This is a genomic window from Nonomuraea endophytica (genome assembly GCF_014203235.1).
In the GTDB taxonomy this organism is placed as follows: domain Bacteria; phylum Actinomycetota; class Actinomycetes; order Streptosporangiales; family Streptosporangiaceae; genus Nonomuraea; species Nonomuraea endophytica.
In genome coordinates this window covers 23,237-39,539 of the sequence record NZ_JACHIN010000008.1, presented here as the reverse complement: position 1 = coordinate 39,539, position 16,303 = coordinate 23,237, and the positions used below count along the sequence as shown (strand labels likewise).

Genomic DNA, 16,303 nt, shown 5'->3' with positions numbered 1-16,303 from the left:
GGGGGTCCGCGTGGTGCGGGCCCCCTTCCGTCTCAGCGGGCGACTTCGTTGGGTACGGCCCCGCCGTACCTTCTGTCGCGCTTGGCGTAGATCTCGCAGGCCTCCCACAGATCGCGCCGGTCGAAGTCCGGCCAGAGGCGGTTGAGGAAGACCATCTCCGCGTAGGCCGACTGCCACAGCAGGAAGTTGGAGAAGCGCTGCTCGCCCGACGAGCGCACGAACAGGTCGACCTCGGGGACGTCCGGTTCGTCGAGGTAGCGGGCGAAGACCTTCTCGTTGACCTTGCCCGGTTTCACCCGGCCCGCGGCGATGTCGGCGGCCAATTTCACCGCGGCGTCCACGATTTCGGCCTGGCCTCCATAATTGACGCAGAACTGCAACGTCAGCGTCCGGTTGCGCTCGGTCATCTCCTGCGCCGTCTCCAGTTCGGAGATCACGCTCTTCCACAGCCGCCCCGGCCGGCCCGCCCAGCGCACCCGCACGCCCATGGCGTTGAGCTCGTCGCGGCGGCGGCGGATCACGTCGCGGTTGAAGCCCATGAGGAAGCGCACCTCGTCCGGCGACCGCTTCCAGTTCTCCGTGGAGAAGGCGTAGGCCGACAGGTAGGGGATGCCCAGCTCGATCGCGCCCTCGATCACGTCGAACAGCGACGCCTCGCCCGCCTTGTGCCCCTCGGTGCGCGGCAGCCCGCGCTGCTTGGCCCAGCGGCCGTTGCCGTCCATGACGATCGCCACATGCCTGGGCACCAGGTCACGGGGGATCGGCGGCGGCGTCACGCCGGAGGGGTGGGGCGTCGGGGGACGGACGTTCAAACCGGTTCTCTTTCTACGTGTCGGAGCGAGCGGATGCCGTGCTCCAGGTGCCACTGCAGGTAGGCGGCCACCAGCCCGCTGCACTCGCCGCGGTGGCGCGGCAGCGAGGCGTCGGCCGCCGCCCAGTCGCCCTTGAGCAGCGCCGTCATGAGCCCGATGGTCTCGATCGACGGTACGGCGGAGCCCGCCGGTTTGCAGCCGCCGCAGACCACGCCACCGGCCACGATCGCGAACGCCCTGATCGCCGGGGCACGGCACCTGGCGCACGCCTCCAGCGCCGGAGCGTACCCGGCGACGGCCAGCGAGCGCAGGAAATACGCGTCAAGGACCAGCCTGGCTTCGTGCTCGCCGTCGGCCAGCGTGCGCAGCCCGCCCACCAGGAGCAGGAACTGCCGCAACGCCGGCTCCTTCTCGCCGTGGGTGAGCCGGTCGGCGGTCTCCAGCATGGCGCTGCCCGCGGTGTACTTGGGGTAGTCGATCGCCAGCGCCTCGCCGTACGGTCTGAGCGTCTCGGCCTGTGTGACGACGTCGAGCGAGCGTCCGACGTGCAGTTGAAGGTCTACGTGAGTGAACGGTTCGAGGCGCGCCCCGAACTTGCTCGTGGTGCGGCGCACGCCCTTGGCGACCGCCCTGACCTTGCCCGTGCGCTTGGTGAGCACCGTGATGATGCGATCGGCCTCGCCCAGTTTCTGCGTGCGCAGGACTACGCCCTCGTCACGATAGAGACTCACGAGGACATCCTATTGGGGCACACGGGTGGACCGGCTTTACCCAAGGCTCACTAGACTTTGACGTCTGTCCCCGCATTACCCGTTGTTCAACCCCCCGCAACCGCCTCGAAAGGGAGTCATGACCCGCGTGGTCCTGCTGGGCTCTTCGCCCGGCCCCGACACCGCTCCGACCGGCCTTCGGCTGGCCGCGCTGCCCGGCAACCCCACGGTTGGCGAGAGACTGCGCGGTCAGATCCTCTCCCTGGATCCGCAGCCGGCCACGATCGAGCCCCACGACGTGGCCGCCGCTTTGCGTGCCCTTGCCGACGTCGCAGAATCCGCAACGGACAATCTCCTCATCCTCCCGGCCAACTCCGTCATCCACGACGAGCTGATCTACCAGATCACCAAGGCCAAGCGGGGCGCCCTCGCGCTCGTGGCCAAGGAGCCGCGGCCGGACAACGGTGAGGACGCGCAGGAGGACAGCGCCGCCGACACCGTCCCGATCGACGAGGCCGAGCCCGAGATCGGCGACCGCACCCTTGAGGGCCTGCCCGTCCGGGCCCGCGCCGGAAAGTCCCGCATCGTCTCCGTCGGCACCGCCACCATCGCGGTGACCAGGCCCAACACGGTGCTGCTCGGCCCGCTGCACATCAAGGTGCAGCACATGCCGGTGCTCGCCGAGACCTGCCGCGAGCTGGCCGACCTGGCCGGCAGCTTCGGCCCCGACGACGACCTGGCGCAGCTGGTCGCGTTCGGGCTGGTGCGCAAGGGCGTCTCGGTCGGCATCCGCGGCCGCCGCGACCTGTTCTTCCGCCGGGTCTCCACCCAGGAGGAGGCCAACGAGGCCGGCGCCGAGATGGCCGGCATGAACGAGGACCGCGCCAGGCTCGACAACGCTGTCAAGGGCGCCGACGGCTTCTTCACCACCTACTTCGTCTCGACGTACTCGCGCTTCATCGCCCGCTGGGCGGCCCGCCGGGGCCTGACTCCCAACCAGGTGACGCTGATCTCCATCCTGCTCGGCGTGGCGGCGGCGGCCTGTTTCGCCACCGGTCAGCGGCCGTGGATGGTCGCCGGCGGCGTGCTCATCTACTTCGCCTTCGTCTTCGACTGCGTCGACGGCCAGGTGGCCCGCTACGCCCGCAAGTTCGGCGTGCTGGGCGCTTGGCTGGACGCCACGTTCGACCGGTTCAAGGAATACGTGGTCTTCGCCGGCCTTGCCGTCGGCTGGGTGGTCTCCGGCAACGGCGACGACATCTGGATCCTCGCGCTGGCCGCGCTCGGCCTCCAGTCCGTGCGCCACCTGCTCGACTTCTCCTTCGGCATCTCCAACCGCCGCAAGCCCCCCGCGCAGCTGCCCACGCTGGCGCTGGACGCCCCCGACGACCGCAAGCTCCGCAAGGACCTGGAGCAGCGCAAGATCGAGCGCAGCCAGGGCATCCGCGGCCTGCTGAAGATGTGGACCAAGGCCGGGCGCTACCGTGCCGTCCACTGGGCCCGCAAGATGGTCGTGTTCCCCATCGGCGAGCGGTTCGCGGCCATCGCGATCACCGCCGCCCTCTTCGACGCCCGCGTCACCTTCATCACCCTGGTGGCCTGGGGCACCGTCGCCGCCGCCTACACCCTCACCGGACGCCTCATGAGGTCGCTCGCATGATCACTCAGCCGCAGGCCGCCGCCACCCCCACACCCGACCCCGACGAGGAGCGGCGCCGTATCCAGACGGCCCGTCTGCTCGCCTACCGCGACGACGGGCTGCTCGTCCACGCCGTCGCCGGCAAGATCGGCAAGGGCCTCCCTCCGGTCCCCTCCACGCTCGCCGCGCTGCTGGTCGTCATCGCGCTGGGCGTCGCCGGGCTGCTGAAGCCGGGCCCGATGCTCTTCGTGGCGCCGCTGGTCGTGGTCCTGCTGGTGCTGCCCACCGCCCCGCGCGACCACCTGGGCCGCTTCGACTGGCTCACGCCGCCGCTGCTGCGCGGCACCGAGTTCCTGACCGTGATCCTGGTGGGCTTGGCCGCCGACGCACCGAAGTGGCTGCTGTTCGTGCTGGTCTACGTGGTCGGCTACCACACCTACGACACCGTCTACCGCACCCGCCAGAGCATCTGGCCGCCCGCCTGGGTCTTCCACGCGGGCCTGGGCTGGGAGGTGCGGCTGCTGATCATCGGCGCCGGCGCCGCCCTGAACATCCTGCTGCCGGTGCTGGCGGTGCTCACGGCGTACCTGTTCGTCCTGTTCGCGGTGGAGAGCGTCACCTCGTGGGTGCGGCTGGACAAGGCCTCCGCCCAGGCGGGCGCCGACGCCGAGCAGGACCTGGAGGCCTCCCCGGAGGAGGCGCAGGAAGCCGCCACCGGCGAAGCCGACAAGGGCTGATTTTTCCGGTACGGCAGGCCGGACGGGGCCAGGCGCGGTCGAAGCCGCCGGGCCCCGTTCTCAGCCGGTCCTCACCTGCTCGCGGCGCGGGAGCAGTATCGGCGTGGCCAGGAGCAGCACCCCTGCGGCCGCGACCGCGGCGCGGGGGCTGGTGAGCGCGGCCAGCAGACCCCAGAGGGCGGTCAGGGCCGCGATGGTGACGCTGGTGCTGATCGACCACGCGGACAACATGCGGGCGACCCGGTCGGGTTCGGTGTGGTCGAGCCGGTAGGTGGCCAGCACCGGGTTGTACACGGCGCAGCACGTCACCAGCCCGAGCTGGAGGGCGATGACCAGCACGATCCCGGGCACGCCGGGCTGGACGAACGCCAGCCCCACCGGCCAGCACGCCCGCAGCGCCCCGGCGGTGAGCATGATCCGCCGCTGCCCGGACCGGGCCACGAGCCGCCGCGCCAGCCGGGCCCCGACGAGGCCGCCGAGGCAGGGGAGCGCGAACGCGAGCGCGTACTCCCAGGGCGCGAAGCCGAGCCGGCCCAGCATGAGCACGGCCATCAGCGGCTCGGCCGCCATGATCAGGCCGTTGACCAGGATCGTGTTGACGAACAGCCGGCGCAGTACCGGCTGCCGCAGGATGCCGCGCCACCCTTCGAGCAGGTCACCAGCGCGCAGCCGGGGCGCGCCGCTCCGGGCGGGACGCGGCTCGTCCCACCCGATCGCCCGCACGCACAAAGCCGACAGCAGGTAGCTGACGGCATCGGCCAGCACCGTCGCCACCGGGCCGAAGATCCCGATCGCGGCCCCGCCCAGCGGCGGCCCGACCACGGTCGCCGACCACATCGTGGACTCGAACCGGCTGTTGGCCACCAGCAGGTCCGGCGGCGCCACGAGCGCCTTCAGGTACGCGCCGCTCGCCGCGCTGAAGGCGATCTTGGCCGCGGCCGCGACGACGGAGACCACCAGGAGCTGCACGAAGCCGAGCCGCCCGAGCACGAACGCGACCGGGACGCTCACCAGCGCCACGAACCGGATCAGGTCCATCGCCACCATCACCGGCCGCTTGCGCCGGAACTCCACCCACGGCCCGAGCGGCACCGCGACCACCGCCCCCACGGCCAGCCCGGCGGCGGACAACGCCGACACCTCGGCCGGCCCGGACCGCAGCACGAGGACCGCGATCAGGGGAAACGCCCCGAACCCGAGGCCCGTGCCGTACGAGCTGACCGCGTACCCCGCCCACAACCACCCGAACCGCCGCCTGTCGATCACCATGGGCATCCAAGCGGCAACCAGCCGGCCGGATCAAACAACCGAATCGCCCCTCGGACACAACCAAACGTTGTGCGACTACCATCGGTCGGCGTGGATCTCGATGCCGTGCGCACCTTCGTGGCCGCCGCCGACGCGGGGCGCTTCCAGGACGCCGCCGACGAGTTGTCGATCACCCAGCAGGCCGTGTCCAAGCGTGTCGCCGCGCTGGAGCGCGACCTCGGGGTGCGGCTGTTCACCCGCACCCCGCGCGGAGCCCAGCTCACCATCGACGGGCAGGCGTTCCTGCCGCACGCCCGCGACCTCCTGCGGGCGGAAGAGCGGGCGGTCGCCAGCGTCCGCCCCGGCAGCCGCGCGCTGCGCGTCGACGTGATCGGCCGGCGACTCGCCCCCGCCGCGCTGCTCGGCGCCTTTCACCGTGCGCACCCCGAGATCGAACTCGACGTCGTGACCCTCTTCGACGCCGACGCGGCCGTCGCCGCCCTCACGTCCGGCACGATCGACGCGTCCTTCCGCGCCGTCACCATGCCCGGCAGGCAGCTTCCCGACGACATCGAGGCCGCCCGGGTCCACGACGAACCCATCCAGCTCCTCACCGGCCCCGCCCACGAGCTGGCCGCCGCCCGCACGGTCACGCCCGCCGGCCTGGCCGGACACCGGATCTGGATGCCCGGCATCGTCCCCGGAACCGAGTGGGCCGCCTACTACGCCGACCTCGCCGCCGCGTTCGGGCTCACCATCGAGATCACCGGGCCCGACTTCGGGACCGAGCCCTTGCTGGACACGATCGCGGACTCGCGGACGCTGGCGACGTTCGTGGGGGAGCAGACCCGGCTCGTCTGGCCCGCCGACCATGGGCTGCGGCGCATCGCCGTACGTGATCCGATGCCCGTCTACCCGCACTCGCTGACCTGGCGCCGCGACAACCCGCACCCGGCACTCGCCGCCCTGCGCGACCACTTCGGCTCCCGGCGGTCCGGCGGCCAGGCCGACGAGGTTTGGACACCTGCCTGGGCGCATCCGCGCTTGATCTAACGCCGAGGCCCGCATCGGCGGTCTTCGCGCCGGTGCGGGCCTCGTGGGTGGCGTTCGTCCGGGTCTAGCTCCGGTGCTTGGCCTCGGCGGTGGTCTTCAGGTCACGCAGCCAGGACTCCAGGCCCTGGCCGAGGAACTGGGTGGCCAGGGGGACGTTGGATTCGATCTGCTTGCCGGCGTGGGTCTCCTCGGTGCGTACGAGGACACCGCCCTTGACCTTCTTGAACGTCCAGACGTGCACGCCCTGGTCGATGCGCAGGCCCTTGCCGATCGCGGGCCCGGTCCAGCGGATGCAGGCGTCCTTCTTCAGCTGCTTCACCGTTGAGGTGATGACGAGCGTGGTGGGCGGGCTGACCGGGGTGGCGGGCACAGGGGTGGTCCAGCGGAACCGCGAGTGCTCGCGGAACGGGCCCTTGTCCAGGCGCTTCATGGTCGCGACGGGCTTCTGCCACGTGGGCCAGCGTGCCACGTCGGTCTGCAGGTTCCAGATGGTACGCAGCGGCGCCTTGACCAGGATCTCGCTCCGGTAGCGGACCTTGGCGGCGGGGTCCACGCCGGCGCCGCGGCACGTCAGCCCGGCGGTCGGCGGCGTGGTGGCCTGGGCGGCCGAGATGTTGCCCGCGAGGATGGCGGCGGTGGCGACGGAGACGGTGAGGGCGGCGAAGCGGGACATTGGGTTTCCTTTCGGGGTGTCTCGTTGAGGAGGGGGCGTCCGGTCAGCCGCGGCGGGCGCGGAAGACGGCGACGATGAACGCGGCGGACGCGGCGACGATCAAGGCGACGAAGCCGGGGTGGATGTCCTTGGACATGCTCGGCGCGCCGTCGGGGCGTACCTGCCAGATGACGAACGGGATCGTCCACGAGGCGGCGACCACCGCGGCCGTCCACCGGACCAGCCGGTCGCGGGTGTGACGGAACGCGCCGACCAGGGCGATGACGACCGGGATGATCGCCAGCATCGCGAACTGGCCGATCACCATGACGGGAACCGCCCAGGCGGAGATGGTCACCGCGAGCGGAGTGCGGCGGGTGGTGGGGGTGAGAGAGGCGGTGGTCATGGCGTTCCCCTTTGCTTGTTAGGCCTTCGTGCTTACGTTAGAAGTTATAACTGTTCCAAGAAGGAGGCGTCAATAGGTTTCGTGATACCTTCTAGCGAAATCTTCAAGATGTAAGGTGGCGGGAGATGCCGGAGCCGACGATGACCCCCCGCGAGCGCTACCGGAGTCAGGTACGCGCGGAGATCAAGCAACACGCGTGGGAACAGATCGCCACGACAGGCGCCTCCGCCCTCTCCCTCAACGCCATCGCCAAACAGATGGGCATGAGCGGCCCCGCCCTCTACCGCTACTACGCCAGCCGCGACGACCTGATCACCGAGCTCATCAGGGACGCCTACCGAAGCCTCGCCGACACCGTCCAGGCCGCCGCCGCGGCCGGCGCCGACCTGGCCGGGCTGGCCCACGCGATGCGCGCCTGGGCGTTGGAGGACCCCCACCGGTACCTGCTCATCTACGGCACCCCCGTCCCCGGCTACAAGGCGCCCGACGACATCACCCTCATCTCCGCCGAGATCATGACGGCCCTGCTGGACGCCGCCGTCAAGCTCCCCGCGCGCACCCCCTCGACCCCGCTCGACGCCCACCTCGCCGACCACCGGGACTGGGCCGCCGGCCACCCCGCCCCACCCGAGGCCCTGCACCGGGCCCTGAGCTTCTGGACCCGCGTGCACGGCGTCCTGTCCCTGGAACTCGCCGGCCACTTCAGCGGCATGCGCATCGACACCGCCCTGCTCTTCGAAACAGAACTGAACGACCTCCTGGCCCCCTGACCCCATCCACCCGCGTCATCCGTCCTGTCGGCGACGAGCAGGACCTGCGGCCCGGCCTGTTTCGGATGATTCAATGCAGGTCAACGGCTGCGCGCGGTCGACCCCGAACTCCCTTGCGTTGCAACCTCCGAGCCGCGCTCCGTCCATCGTGATCAAGCGGCAGACTTATGCGCGGCGAGGATGTCCCGTTCACTCGACAGCCTGGAGCGCACGGCCATGAAGTACACCGTCTCGATCGAGATCGCCCTGCCGCGGGAGAGGTCGGTCCAGTTGCTCGCCGACCCGGCACACACGCCGAAATGGCTACGGGGCCTGGTGCTGCACGAGCCGCAGAACGGGGTGCACGGGCAGGTCGGCACCAAGTCGCGGGTCGTGATCCAGACGGGGCGGCAGAAGTTCGAGGCCACCGAAACCATCACACGCCGCGACCCGGCAGACCTGAACGCGATCCCGGCAGGGAGCGTCGTTCACTTCGACCGCGAGATCGTCGGCGAGGGCATGTGGAGCGTCGCACGCGAACGGCTGACCGAAGCCGGACCGGAGACGACGCTCTGGGTGAGCGAGAACGAGTACCGGTTCAGCGGCTTGCTGATGCGGCTGGTGGGTCTCCTGATGCCCGGCGCCTTCCGCAAGCAGTCGCTACAGCACATGCAGGACTTCAAGGCGTTCGCCGAGCAGGGAAAGGACGTCCGCGAAACGAAGGACTGATCCAACTGGCCCGGACGTCGCGTCGCTTCTTCGATCCGCCCGACAGGGATCAGGCCGTCGACGACGAACTGGGGTGCGGGGCATGGCTTCGAACTCGTCTCGTGAGTCGTCGTTCAGCCCCGTGTGCGTATCAGGTGACGGATGCTCAGCGATGGCTGGGCTCGCCGGTCAGTCGATGCCGTCGATGATGCGGAAGTCGCGCTCGAAGCCGTCGGGGAGGGCCACCAGCGCCTTCTGGTATGCCTCACTCTCGTATGCCGCGACGGCCTGTTCAAAGCTGTCGAACTCGATCAGAACGACGCGTTGCGTGATTCCGGCCTCGTGGGCGACGACTCGACCGCCAACGGACGGGATCCGGGACAGAACGCGCCCGCCCCCAGCCTGGACAGCCGCACCGGCCAGCTTGTCGTAGGCAGTCAGCCTCTCAGGGTCGGTAGTGGCGGGGTAGACACTGACCCAGTAGCCCTTGGCCATGGAGACCTCCTGTGTTCGGCCGGACACGTCCGACTTCGAATTGACACTCAGATCGATCGATCCCGCCGACGGGTACTGCGGTCAGTTGAATCGTCATATGCGCAGGTTAGGGCGTGATGTGCGGGCGAGGGAAAGACCGGTACGGGATAGACTCAGAACGGATCGTTATCAATCGCCAGGGAGGGCACGTGGCGCCGGATACCGTGAGCCTGCGGTACTTCCTGGTGCTGGCGCAGGAGTTGAACTTCACCCGCGCGGCCGCACGGATCGGTATCGCACAGCCCGCACTCAGCGCCCGGAGGCGCCGCTTGGAGGCGGAACTCGGTACGGCCCTGCTGGTCCGCAACACGCGTAGCGTCGTATTGACCACAGCCGGTGCGGCTTTGGCGGAGTCCGCTCCGCCCGCGCTGGCGGCCCTGGACCGGGCATGGGACACCGCCCGGAGCGCGGCGGTCGGCGAACTGGGCACGCTGCGCATCGGATACAGCCTCAGCACCGGGGCCGAGACGGCACCGGCACTGGTGGACAGGCTGATGCGCGGCAACAGCGGACTCGAGGTCGGCGCGGTCCCGATGGCGACGCCGGAGATCTCCCCCGCGGTCGCCGACGGCCGCATCGATGCCGGGATCACCCGTGGTGAACAGCCGGGCCGTGGCGTGCGCCGGTTCCTGCTGCGGCGTATGCGCGTCGGGGTCCAGCTGGCGCAGCACCATCCGCTGGCCGAACACCCGGAGATCGAGATCGCCGACGCGGCCGCGTATCCGCTGCGACTCCCTGACCGTGCGGCCAACCCCGTGATCCACGATCAGCTGTCCGCACTGTTCCGAGACACCCGGCCACACCCCCGATTCCACACGCCTGCCGTCTCTTTCGACCTGTCTCAGCGCGACCTGCGCGACGGGGTCACCCTCGCCCCGGCCGGAGAAGCCGCGGCCACGGCACAACCGGCCGGTCTCACCTGGCGACCGCTGCTGGGCGCGCCCAGCCTGACGATCCACCTGGTTCTCCCACGCGAGCTGTCGCCGCTACACCGCCGCATCCGTGCCGTCGCCAAAACCCTGGCGGACGAGCTGCACTGGCTGCAGGACTGACGCGCAAGAGGTCAAGCGAGACGGACGCCGCACGGACAAGAGCGACGACGTGGCCACCAATCTTCCTGGCGTCGTCGTAGCACGCGACAGCGGGAACCTCGACGGTCTGGGACTGACTGACCATCGCCGCTTTCGATTGGCTTTCCCGACAATCGTCGGCCCGCTACTCCCATTCCGCACAGGACTACAGAGCGCGGCATCTCCTGCCGGTGATCCCCGCTGTGCCCAACCCAGCCGGGACTCCGCTGGGTGCCGCCCCGCCAGACGACGTCAGGGCGGCAGCAGCGGCTCGATCGCTGTCAACGTTGAGCCGCCGCTGACCCCACCGGGTAAGGCCGGGCAAGCGCGGACTAAGGATCTTCCCCTATCACTGGATATCAGGCACCCGGTATTCGATCCGTAGGATCCGAAGGTTGGGGGTTGGTTCTTGGGTCGCGACCCCGCCGGTCAAGGCTCGGGGGACCGGGGGCCGGGAGGCCCCCGGCAGGGGGTCGTGGGGGGCTGGGCCCCCCACTGAGGGGAGCCCGGAGCTTATGGCGCGAAGCGCCCAGAGCGCGGAGGCCCTTTTGCGCGGAGGGGCTGGTGGGATGCCGGACGGTGTCGGGGGCACCGGAGCACCGTGCGGCATCCCGTCATCATCCCGGACTGCGTCCACCGGCAGAGCCGAGGCCGGTGGCCGGGGTGACGTCGAGGCGGTGCTCGCCGGTATAGACGTTCATCGACTCCCCCCGCAGGAAGCCGATCAGCGTCATCCCCTCCTCGGCGGCCAGTTCCACGGCCAGGGAGGAGGGTGCGGAGACGGCGGCGAGCACCGGTATCCCGGCCATGACCGCCTTCTGCACCAGTTCGAAGGAGGCGCGGCCGGAGACCATCAGGACGGTTTCGCGCAGCGGCAGCAGGTCGCCGCGCAGGGCCCAGCCGAGGAGTTTGTCCACGGCGTTGTGGCGGCCCACATCCTCTCGTACGCACATCGCCTCGCCGGAAGGAGTGAACAGCCCCGCCGCGTGCAACCCCCCGGTCCGCTCGAACACCCGCTGGGCCGAGCGCAGCCGATCCGGCAAAGCGGTGATCGTCTGGCGGCTCAGCCTGATCGGGTCCTCGCGCGGCGTCCAGCGGGCGACGGTGCGCACCGCCTCCAGCGAAGCCTTCCCGCACACGCCACAAGAAGAGGTGGTGTAGAAATTGCGCGGTTCGGGGTGCGGCACGCCCGGCGCCAGCCGTACATCCAGGACGTTGTACGTCTGCGTCCCGTCGGCCAGCGCCCCCGCGCAATAGCGGATGGCGGACACATCGGCGGCACGACCAACGGCGCCCTCACTGACCAGAAACCCGGCAGCCAGGTCGAAGTCATCCCCGGGAGTACGCATGGTCACGGTCAGCGGGGTGCCGTCGAGCCGGATCTCCAGGGGTTCCTCGGCGGCCAGGGAGTCGAAGCGGCGGGTGGTGGTGTCGCGGACGCGCAGAATGGGGCGCTTGATCGTCACTCTAGACATAGCCGTAGCCGAAGCGTCCCTTCACGCAGAGGTTGCCGTGGGTGACGGGGTTGTCGTGCGGCGACGTCACCTTGACGATCTTGTTGTCCTGGACGTGGAGGGTGAGGTTGCAGCCGACGCCGCAGTAGCTGCAGATGGTGGTGGTCTCGCTCTGGCGGTCCTCGTCCCAGGTGCCTTCGGCGCGCATGTCGAACTCGGTCTTGAACGACAGCGCCCCGGTCGGGCAGACCTCGACGCAGTTGCCGCAGTAGACGCAGGCGGAGTCGGTGAGCGCGGCGTCCCATTCGGTGGAGATGGTGGCGTCGAAGCCGCGCCCGGCCACGGAGATGGCGAAGGAGTTCTGCCACTGCTCGCCGCAGGCGTCCACGCACTTGTAGCAGAGGATGCATTTGCCGTAGTCGCGCACGTAGAGGTCGTTGTCCACCTTGGGAGGCTGTTCGACGGTGGCCGCGTCCTCGCCGAACCTGGCCGGGTCGGCCCCGTATTCGGCCATCCATTCCTTGGCCCGCGGGGTCGTGGACAGGTCGGTGGAGGAGGCCAGCAATTCGAGGACGACCTTGCGGCTGTGGCGGGCGCGCTCGGTGCCGGTGGCGACCTTCATCCCGGCCTCGGCCTTGCGCGAGCAGGCGGGGGCGAGCGTCCGCGCGCCCTCGACCTCGACGACGCAGACGCGGCAGGCGTTCTTCGGGGTGAGGGTGTCGCCGTGGCAGAGCGTCGGGATGTCCTTTCCCGCCGTCGCGCAGGCGTCGAGGAGCGTCGCTCCTTCAGGCACGCGTACGGCTTCGCCGTCGATCTCGACGTCGATCAGCCGCCGGGGTGGCTGCAACGGGATCACTTGAAGACTCCCAACCGGTCGATGGCGGATTCGACCGCGTTCCAGGCGGTCTGGCCGAGCCCGCAGATGGAGGCGTCGCGCATGGTCTGGCCGACTTCGCGCAGCAGGACCAGGTCGGAGTGGTCGACGCGGCGCGAGAGGCGGTGCAGCGCCTCCTCCTGCCGGACGGTCCCGACCCGGCAGGGCACGCACTGCCCGCACGACTCGTCGCGGAAGAACTCGGCGATGCGCAGCAGGATGGCCTTGAGGTCGACGTCGTCGCCGAGCACCAGCACGACGCCGGAGCCCAGGGTGGCTCCGGCCTGCCGGGTGCCCTCGAAGGTCAGCGGGATGTCCAGGTCGGTCACGAACGCCCCGGCCGCGCCGCCCAGCAGCACCGCCCTGACCGTGCCGGTCGGCCCGGCCAGGTCGAGGAGCTCTCTGAGCGTGGCGCCGAAGGGCAGCTCATAGACCCCCGGTTTCACGATATTTCCGGATACGCAGAACAACTTGGGCTCCGCGTCCCGATACGCCTGCGCACCCCGCTCCAGAATCGGCAGCACGTTGACCAGCGTTTCCACGTTGTTGACCACGGTCGGCTTGCCGAACAGGCCCTTCTCCACCGGGAACGGCGGCTTGCTGCGCGGCTCGCCACGCTGCCCCTCGATGGAGTTGAAGATCGCCGTCTCCTCCCCGCAGATATAGGCGCCCGCCCCCCGCCGGAGCTCGATGTCGAACGAGAACCCCTGGCCCAGGATGTCCGCGCCGAGCAGACCCCGGGCACGGGCCGTGGCCATGGCGTTCTCCAGCGCGTGCCGCGCCCGCGGATATTCGCCCCGGATGTACAGGTAGCCCTTGGCGCACCCGGTGGCGTAGGCGGCGACCGTCATGGCCTCGATCAGCGCGTACGGGTCGCCCTCCATGATCACGCGGTCCTTGAAGGTGCCCGGCTCGCTCTCGTCGGCGTTGCAGACCAGGTAGTGCGGATGGTCGGGCTGGCGGGCCGTGGCCTCCCACTTGCGGCCGGTCGGGAACGCGGCGCCGCCCCTGCCGACCAGCCCGGACTCGGTGACCTCCCTGATCACGCCGGTGGGACCGAGCTGGAAGGCCCGGCGCAACGCCTGGTAGCCGCCCTGCGCCCGGTAGTCGTCCAGGCTCAGCGGGTCCACGACCCCGACCCGCCGCAGCAGGACCAGCCCGTCCTGCCCGGCCTGCGGCACCGCCGCAGCCACAGGTGGCTCACCGCCCTGACCACCGGAATAAGGTGCATCCACGGCGGCCGACGGCGGATCGCCCGCCGTCAACGTCAGACAGGCCGGCGCCCGCTCGCACAACCCGAGACACGGACTCTCCTGCCAGGACGTCCCCGGCGGTCCGAGCCGGTCGGCGACGGCCTGCCGTACCTCGGAAGCGCCCTGAGCGTGGCAGGCCAGGTCCGTGCAGACGTGCAGCACGGACGCGGGCCTTTCGGACAGTGAGAACAGCGAGTAGAACGACGCCACCCCGTAAGCCTCGGCGGGCGGCACGGTCAGCCGGCGGCAGATGTAGTCGAGCGCGCCCTCGCTGATCCAGCCCACCCGGTCGTTGACCGCGTGCAGCGCGGGCAGCAGCAGGTCCCGCGCCGGTTCGGCGCGGGCGGCGAAGCGCAGGTCGGCGGCGGTTCTGTCGCCGCCGTCCCACGCGGTGGCTGGCGGTCCGAGCAGCGCGTCGACGGCGGCGCGCTCCTCGTCGGTGGGCTGGGCGTCGCGGAAGCGCAGGTCCATCAGCCCACCGCCACAAGCTTCTCGACGCGTACGGCTGCCGCCTTGAACTCGGCCGTCCCCGCGATGGGACAGGTCGCCTCGATGGTGAGGGCGTTGGTGTCGACCTCGTCGGGGAAGTGCATCGTCATGAAGACCAGTCCGGGGCGCAGCGCGGGATCGATGAAGACGGGCGCGACGACCGAGCCGCGCCTGGAGGTGATCCGCACCTCCTCCCCGGCGGCGAGCCCGAGCCGCGAGGCGTCCTCGGGACACAGTTCGATGGTCTCGCCGCGGCGCAGCGGCGAGGCGAACCCGGAGGACTGGACGCCGGTGTTGTAGGAGTCGAGCCGCCGCCCGGTGGTGAGCCGGAGCGGGTATTCCTCGTCGAGCAGGTCCACCGGCGGCGAATGACGCAGCACGGCGAAGGGCGCCGGTGTGCCGCGCTTGACCGGGTCGCTCTCCCAGAGCCGCCCGTGCAGGTAGGGCGGTTCGACGGAGTCCTCGGACGGGCAGGGCCACTGGATGCCCTGCAGGTCGGCCAGCCGCTGGTAGGTCATTCCGGCGTGGGCGGGGGAGAGGGCGCGCAGTTCGTTCCAGACCTCTTCGGCGCCGTCGTAGTGCCAGTCGTGGCCGAGCCTGCGGGCCAGCTCGCACATGATCCAGATGTCGTCGCGGGCCTCGCCCGGCGGGTCGAGCGCCTTGCGGACACGCTGGACGCGGCGCTCGCTGTTGGTGAAGGTGCCGTCGCTCTCACACCAGGCGGCGCTGGCGGGCAGGACGACGTCGGCCATCTGGGCGGTCTTGGTGAGGAAGATGTCCTGGACGACCAGGTGGTCGAGCATGGACAGGCGCTTGACGCAGGCGAGCGAGTCGGCCTCGGACTGGACGGGGTTCTCGCCGATGAGGTAGCAGGTGGTGACCTCGCCCTCGGCCATCGCCTCCAGCATCTGGGTGAGATTAAGACCATATTTCGGCTGAATCCCGATGTTCCAGGCTGACTCGAAGCGCCGCCGTACCGTCGGATCCAGGATGTCCTGGAAACCCGGCAGGCGGTTGGGGATGGCGCCCATGTCGCCGCCGCCCTGCACGTTGTTCTGGCCGCGCAGGGGTGACAAGCCGGAGCCGTAGCGGCCGACGTGGCCGGTGAGCAGCGAGAGGTTGATCAGCGCGCGCACGTTGTCGGTGGCGTTGTGGTGCTCGGTGATGCCGAGCGTCCAGCACAGCTGCGCGCGGTCGGCGCGGGCGTAGGCGTGGGCCAGCTCCTTGATCGCCTCGGCCGGTACGCCGGTCACCTGCTCGGCGGCGGTGAGCGTCCACGGCTCGACCGAGGCGGCGAACTCCTCGAAGCCCGCCGTCGCCCGCTCGATGAACGCCTTGTTGTGCAGACCGGCGTGGATGATCTCGCGGGCCACGGCGTGGGCGAGGGGGATGTCGGTGCCGACGTTCAGGCCGAGCCAGCGGTCGGCCCACTGCGCGGTGCCGGTGCGCCGGGGGTCGACGGCGAACATGCGGGCGCCCTTGTGGATGCCCTTGAGCACGTGGTGGAAGAAGATGGGGTGGGCGTTCCTGGCGGCCGAGCCCCACATCACGATCACGTCGGTGTCCTCGACCTCCTGGTAGGAGGAGGTGCCGCCACCGCTGCCGAACACCGCCGACAACCCCGCCACGCTGGGTGCGTGGCAGGTGCGGTTGCAGGAGTCCACATTGTTGGTGCCCATGACCACACGGGTGAATTTCTGGCCGATGTAGTTCATCTCGTTGGTGGAGCGGGCGCACGACAACATCGCGAAGGTGTCGGGGCCGTGCCGCTCAACGGCGCGCCTGAAGCCCTCGGCGGCGCGGTCGAGCGCCTCGTCCCAAGTCGCCTCGCGCAGCACGCCGTCCTCGCGCACCAGTGGATGGGTCAGGCGGTCGTAGCTCATGATCCCTCCATTCTGTATACAGCCTACGGTAT

General features: G+C 70.1%; 16 protein-coding genes. 6 read left to right on the top strand and 10 right to left on the bottom strand.

The window, feature by feature from the left end; genetic code table 11:
- Window positions 1-32: 32 nt before the first annotated feature.
- Together HNR40_RS28015 and recO are read right to left on the bottom strand one after the other, a co-directional pair.
- Window positions 33-812, bottom strand: coding sequence for an isoprenyl transferase (locus HNR40_RS28015; protein WP_184966477.1), 780 nt, complete (start codon window positions 810-812; stop codon window positions 33-35).
- Window positions 809-1,543 carry a DNA repair protein RecO gene (recO, locus tag HNR40_RS28010; protein ID WP_184966475.1) on the bottom strand — a complete coding sequence of 245 codons (735 nt, stop codon included), beginning with the start codon at window positions 1,541-1,543 and terminating at the stop codon, window positions 809-811. The genes HNR40_RS28015 and recO overlap by 4 nt, the downstream gene beginning before the upstream one ends.
- Window positions 1,544-1,661: 118 nt before the next feature.
- On the opposite strand from recO, the gene HNR40_RS56555 reads away from it, so the two are divergent.
- Together HNR40_RS56555 and HNR40_RS56550 are read left to right on the top strand one after the other, a co-directional pair.
- Complete coding sequence (locus tag HNR40_RS56555; protein WP_184966472.1) at window positions 1,662-3,182, top strand: CDP-alcohol phosphatidyltransferase family protein; 1,521 nt, start codon at window positions 1,662-1,664, stop codon at window positions 3,180-3,182.
- Window positions 3,179-3,898 carry a DUF5941 domain-containing protein gene (locus HNR40_RS56550; RefSeq protein WP_184966470.1) on the top strand — a complete coding sequence of 240 codons (720 nt, stop codon included), beginning with the start codon at window positions 3,179-3,181 and terminating at the stop codon, window positions 3,896-3,898. The genes HNR40_RS56555 and HNR40_RS56550 overlap by 4 nt, the downstream gene beginning before the upstream one ends.
- 60 nt (window positions 3,899-3,958) lie before the next feature.
- Here the strand turns inward: HNR40_RS56550 and HNR40_RS27995 are convergent, their stop codons facing one another.
- A complete protein-coding gene (locus HNR40_RS27995) occupies window positions 3,959-5,167 on the bottom strand; it encodes an MFS transporter (protein WP_184966468.1) in 1,209 nt (402 codons plus the stop codon).
- 90 nt (window positions 5,168-5,257) lie between these two features.
- On the opposite strand from HNR40_RS27995, the gene HNR40_RS27990 reads away from it, so the two are divergent.
- Window positions 5,258-6,199, top strand: coding sequence for a LysR family transcriptional regulator (locus HNR40_RS27990; protein ID WP_184966466.1), 942 nt, complete (start codon window positions 5,258-5,260; stop codon window positions 6,197-6,199).
- 64 nt (window positions 6,200-6,263) lie between these two features.
- Here the strand turns inward: HNR40_RS27990 and HNR40_RS27985 are convergent, their stop codons facing one another.
- Together HNR40_RS27985 and HNR40_RS27980 are read right to left on the bottom strand one after the other, a co-directional pair.
- Entirely contained in the window at window positions 6,264-6,872 is a 609-nt protein-coding gene (locus HNR40_RS27985) for an SRPBCC family protein (protein WP_184966464.1), read from the bottom strand.
- A 43-nt stretch (window positions 6,873-6,915) separates the two neighbouring features.
- The gene (locus HNR40_RS27980; RefSeq protein ID WP_184966462.1) at window positions 6,916-7,257 is read right to left on the bottom strand and encodes a hypothetical protein; all 342 of its coding nucleotides are present in this window, start codon (window positions 7,255-7,257) and stop codon (window positions 6,916-6,918) included.
- A gap of 125 nt (window positions 7,258-7,382) precedes the next feature.
- Here HNR40_RS27980 and HNR40_RS27975 point away from each other — a divergent pair, with 125 nt between their 5' ends.
- Together HNR40_RS27975 and HNR40_RS27970 are read left to right on the top strand one after the other, a co-directional pair.
- A complete protein-coding gene (locus HNR40_RS27975) occupies window positions 7,383-8,027 on the top strand; it encodes a TetR/AcrR family transcriptional regulator (RefSeq protein ID WP_184966460.1) in 645 nt (214 codons plus the stop codon).
- Window positions 8,028-8,207: 180 nt separating this feature from the next.
- Window positions 8,208-8,735 carry an SRPBCC family protein gene (locus HNR40_RS27970; RefSeq protein ID WP_221340936.1) on the top strand — a complete coding sequence of 176 codons (528 nt, stop codon included), beginning with the start codon at window positions 8,208-8,210 and terminating at the stop codon, window positions 8,733-8,735.
- Window positions 8,736-8,903: 168 nt separating this feature from the next.
- Here the strand turns inward: HNR40_RS27970 and HNR40_RS27965 are convergent, their stop codons facing one another.
- Entirely contained in the window at window positions 8,904-9,209 is a 306-nt protein-coding gene (locus tag HNR40_RS27965) for a DUF1330 domain-containing protein (protein WP_184966458.1), read from the bottom strand.
- Window positions 9,210-9,397: 188 nt separating this feature from the next.
- Here HNR40_RS27965 and HNR40_RS27960 point away from each other — a divergent pair, with 188 nt between their 5' ends.
- Window positions 9,398-10,300 (top strand): LysR family transcriptional regulator, encoded by a 903-nt coding sequence (locus HNR40_RS27960; protein WP_184966456.1) that lies wholly within the window; start codon window positions 9,398-9,400, stop codon window positions 10,298-10,300.
- 635 nt (window positions 10,301-10,935) lie between these two features.
- Here HNR40_RS27960 and fdhD read toward each other — a convergent pair.
- The 4 genes from fdhD to HNR40_RS27940 are packed head-to-tail and all read right to left on the bottom strand — an operon-like array spanning window position 10,936 to window position 16,271.
- Window positions 10,936-11,793, bottom strand: coding sequence for a formate dehydrogenase accessory sulfurtransferase FdhD (gene fdhD, locus HNR40_RS27955; protein WP_184966454.1), 858 nt, complete (start codon window positions 11,791-11,793; stop codon window positions 10,936-10,938).
- Complete coding sequence (locus tag HNR40_RS27950; RefSeq protein ID WP_312896564.1) at window positions 11,786-12,625, bottom strand: 2Fe-2S iron-sulfur cluster-binding protein; 840 nt, start codon at window positions 12,623-12,625, stop codon at window positions 11,786-11,788. Before HNR40_RS27950 ends, fdhD begins: the two co-directional genes overlap by 8 nt.
- The gene (locus HNR40_RS27945) at window positions 12,625-14,370 is read right to left on the bottom strand and encodes an NAD(P)H-dependent oxidoreductase subunit E (RefSeq protein ID WP_184966452.1); all 1,746 of its coding nucleotides are present in this window, start codon (window positions 14,368-14,370) and stop codon (window positions 12,625-12,627) included. The genes HNR40_RS27950 and HNR40_RS27945 overlap by 1 nt, the downstream gene beginning before the upstream one ends.
- Window positions 14,370-16,271, bottom strand: coding sequence for a molybdopterin oxidoreductase family protein (locus tag HNR40_RS27940; RefSeq protein WP_184966450.1), 1,902 nt, complete (start codon window positions 16,269-16,271; stop codon window positions 14,370-14,372). Before HNR40_RS27940 ends, HNR40_RS27945 begins: the two co-directional genes overlap by 1 nt.
- Window positions 16,272-16,303: the final 32 nt, after the last annotated feature.

Excerpts from the sequence above, each read along its gene's own strand:
- HNR40_RS56555 (WP_184966472.1), top strand. The coding sequence starts at position 1,662 with ATGACCCGCGTGGTCCTGCTGGGCTCTTCGCCCGGCCCCGACACCGCT.
- HNR40_RS56550 (WP_184966470.1), top strand. The coding sequence starts at position 3,179 with ATGATCACTCAGCCGCAGGCCGCCGCCACCCCCACACCCGACCCCGAC.
- HNR40_RS27995 (WP_184966468.1), bottom strand. The coding sequence starts at position 5,167 with ATGGTGATCGACAGGCGGCGGTTCGGGTGGTTGTGGGCGGGGTACGCG.
- HNR40_RS27985 (WP_184966464.1), bottom strand. The coding sequence starts at position 6,872 with ATGTCCCGCTTCGCCGCCCTCACCGTCTCCGTCGCCACCGCCGCCATC.
- HNR40_RS27980 (WP_184966462.1), bottom strand. The coding sequence starts at position 7,257 with ATGACCACCGCCTCTCTCACCCCCACCACCCGCCGCACTCCGCTCGCG.
- HNR40_RS27975 (WP_184966460.1), top strand. The coding sequence starts at position 7,383 with ATGCCGGAGCCGACGATGACCCCCCGCGAGCGCTACCGGAGTCAGGTA.
- HNR40_RS27970 (WP_221340936.1), top strand. The coding sequence starts at position 8,208 with ATGTCCCGTTCACTCGACAGCCTGGAGCGCACGGCCATGAAGTACACC.
- HNR40_RS27965 (WP_184966458.1), bottom strand. The coding sequence starts at position 9,209 with ATGGCCAAGGGCTACTGGGTCAGTGTCTACCCCGCCACTACCGACCCT.
- fdhD (WP_184966454.1), bottom strand. The coding sequence starts at position 11,793 with ATGTCTAGAGTGACGATCAAGCGCCCCATTCTGCGCGTCCGCGACACC.
- HNR40_RS27945 (WP_184966452.1), bottom strand. The coding sequence starts at position 14,370 with ATGGACCTGCGCTTCCGCGACGCCCAGCCCACCGACGAGGAGCGCGCC.
- HNR40_RS27940 (WP_184966450.1), bottom strand. The coding sequence starts at position 16,271 with ATGAGCTACGACCGCCTGACCCATCCACTGGTGCGCGAGGACGGCGTG.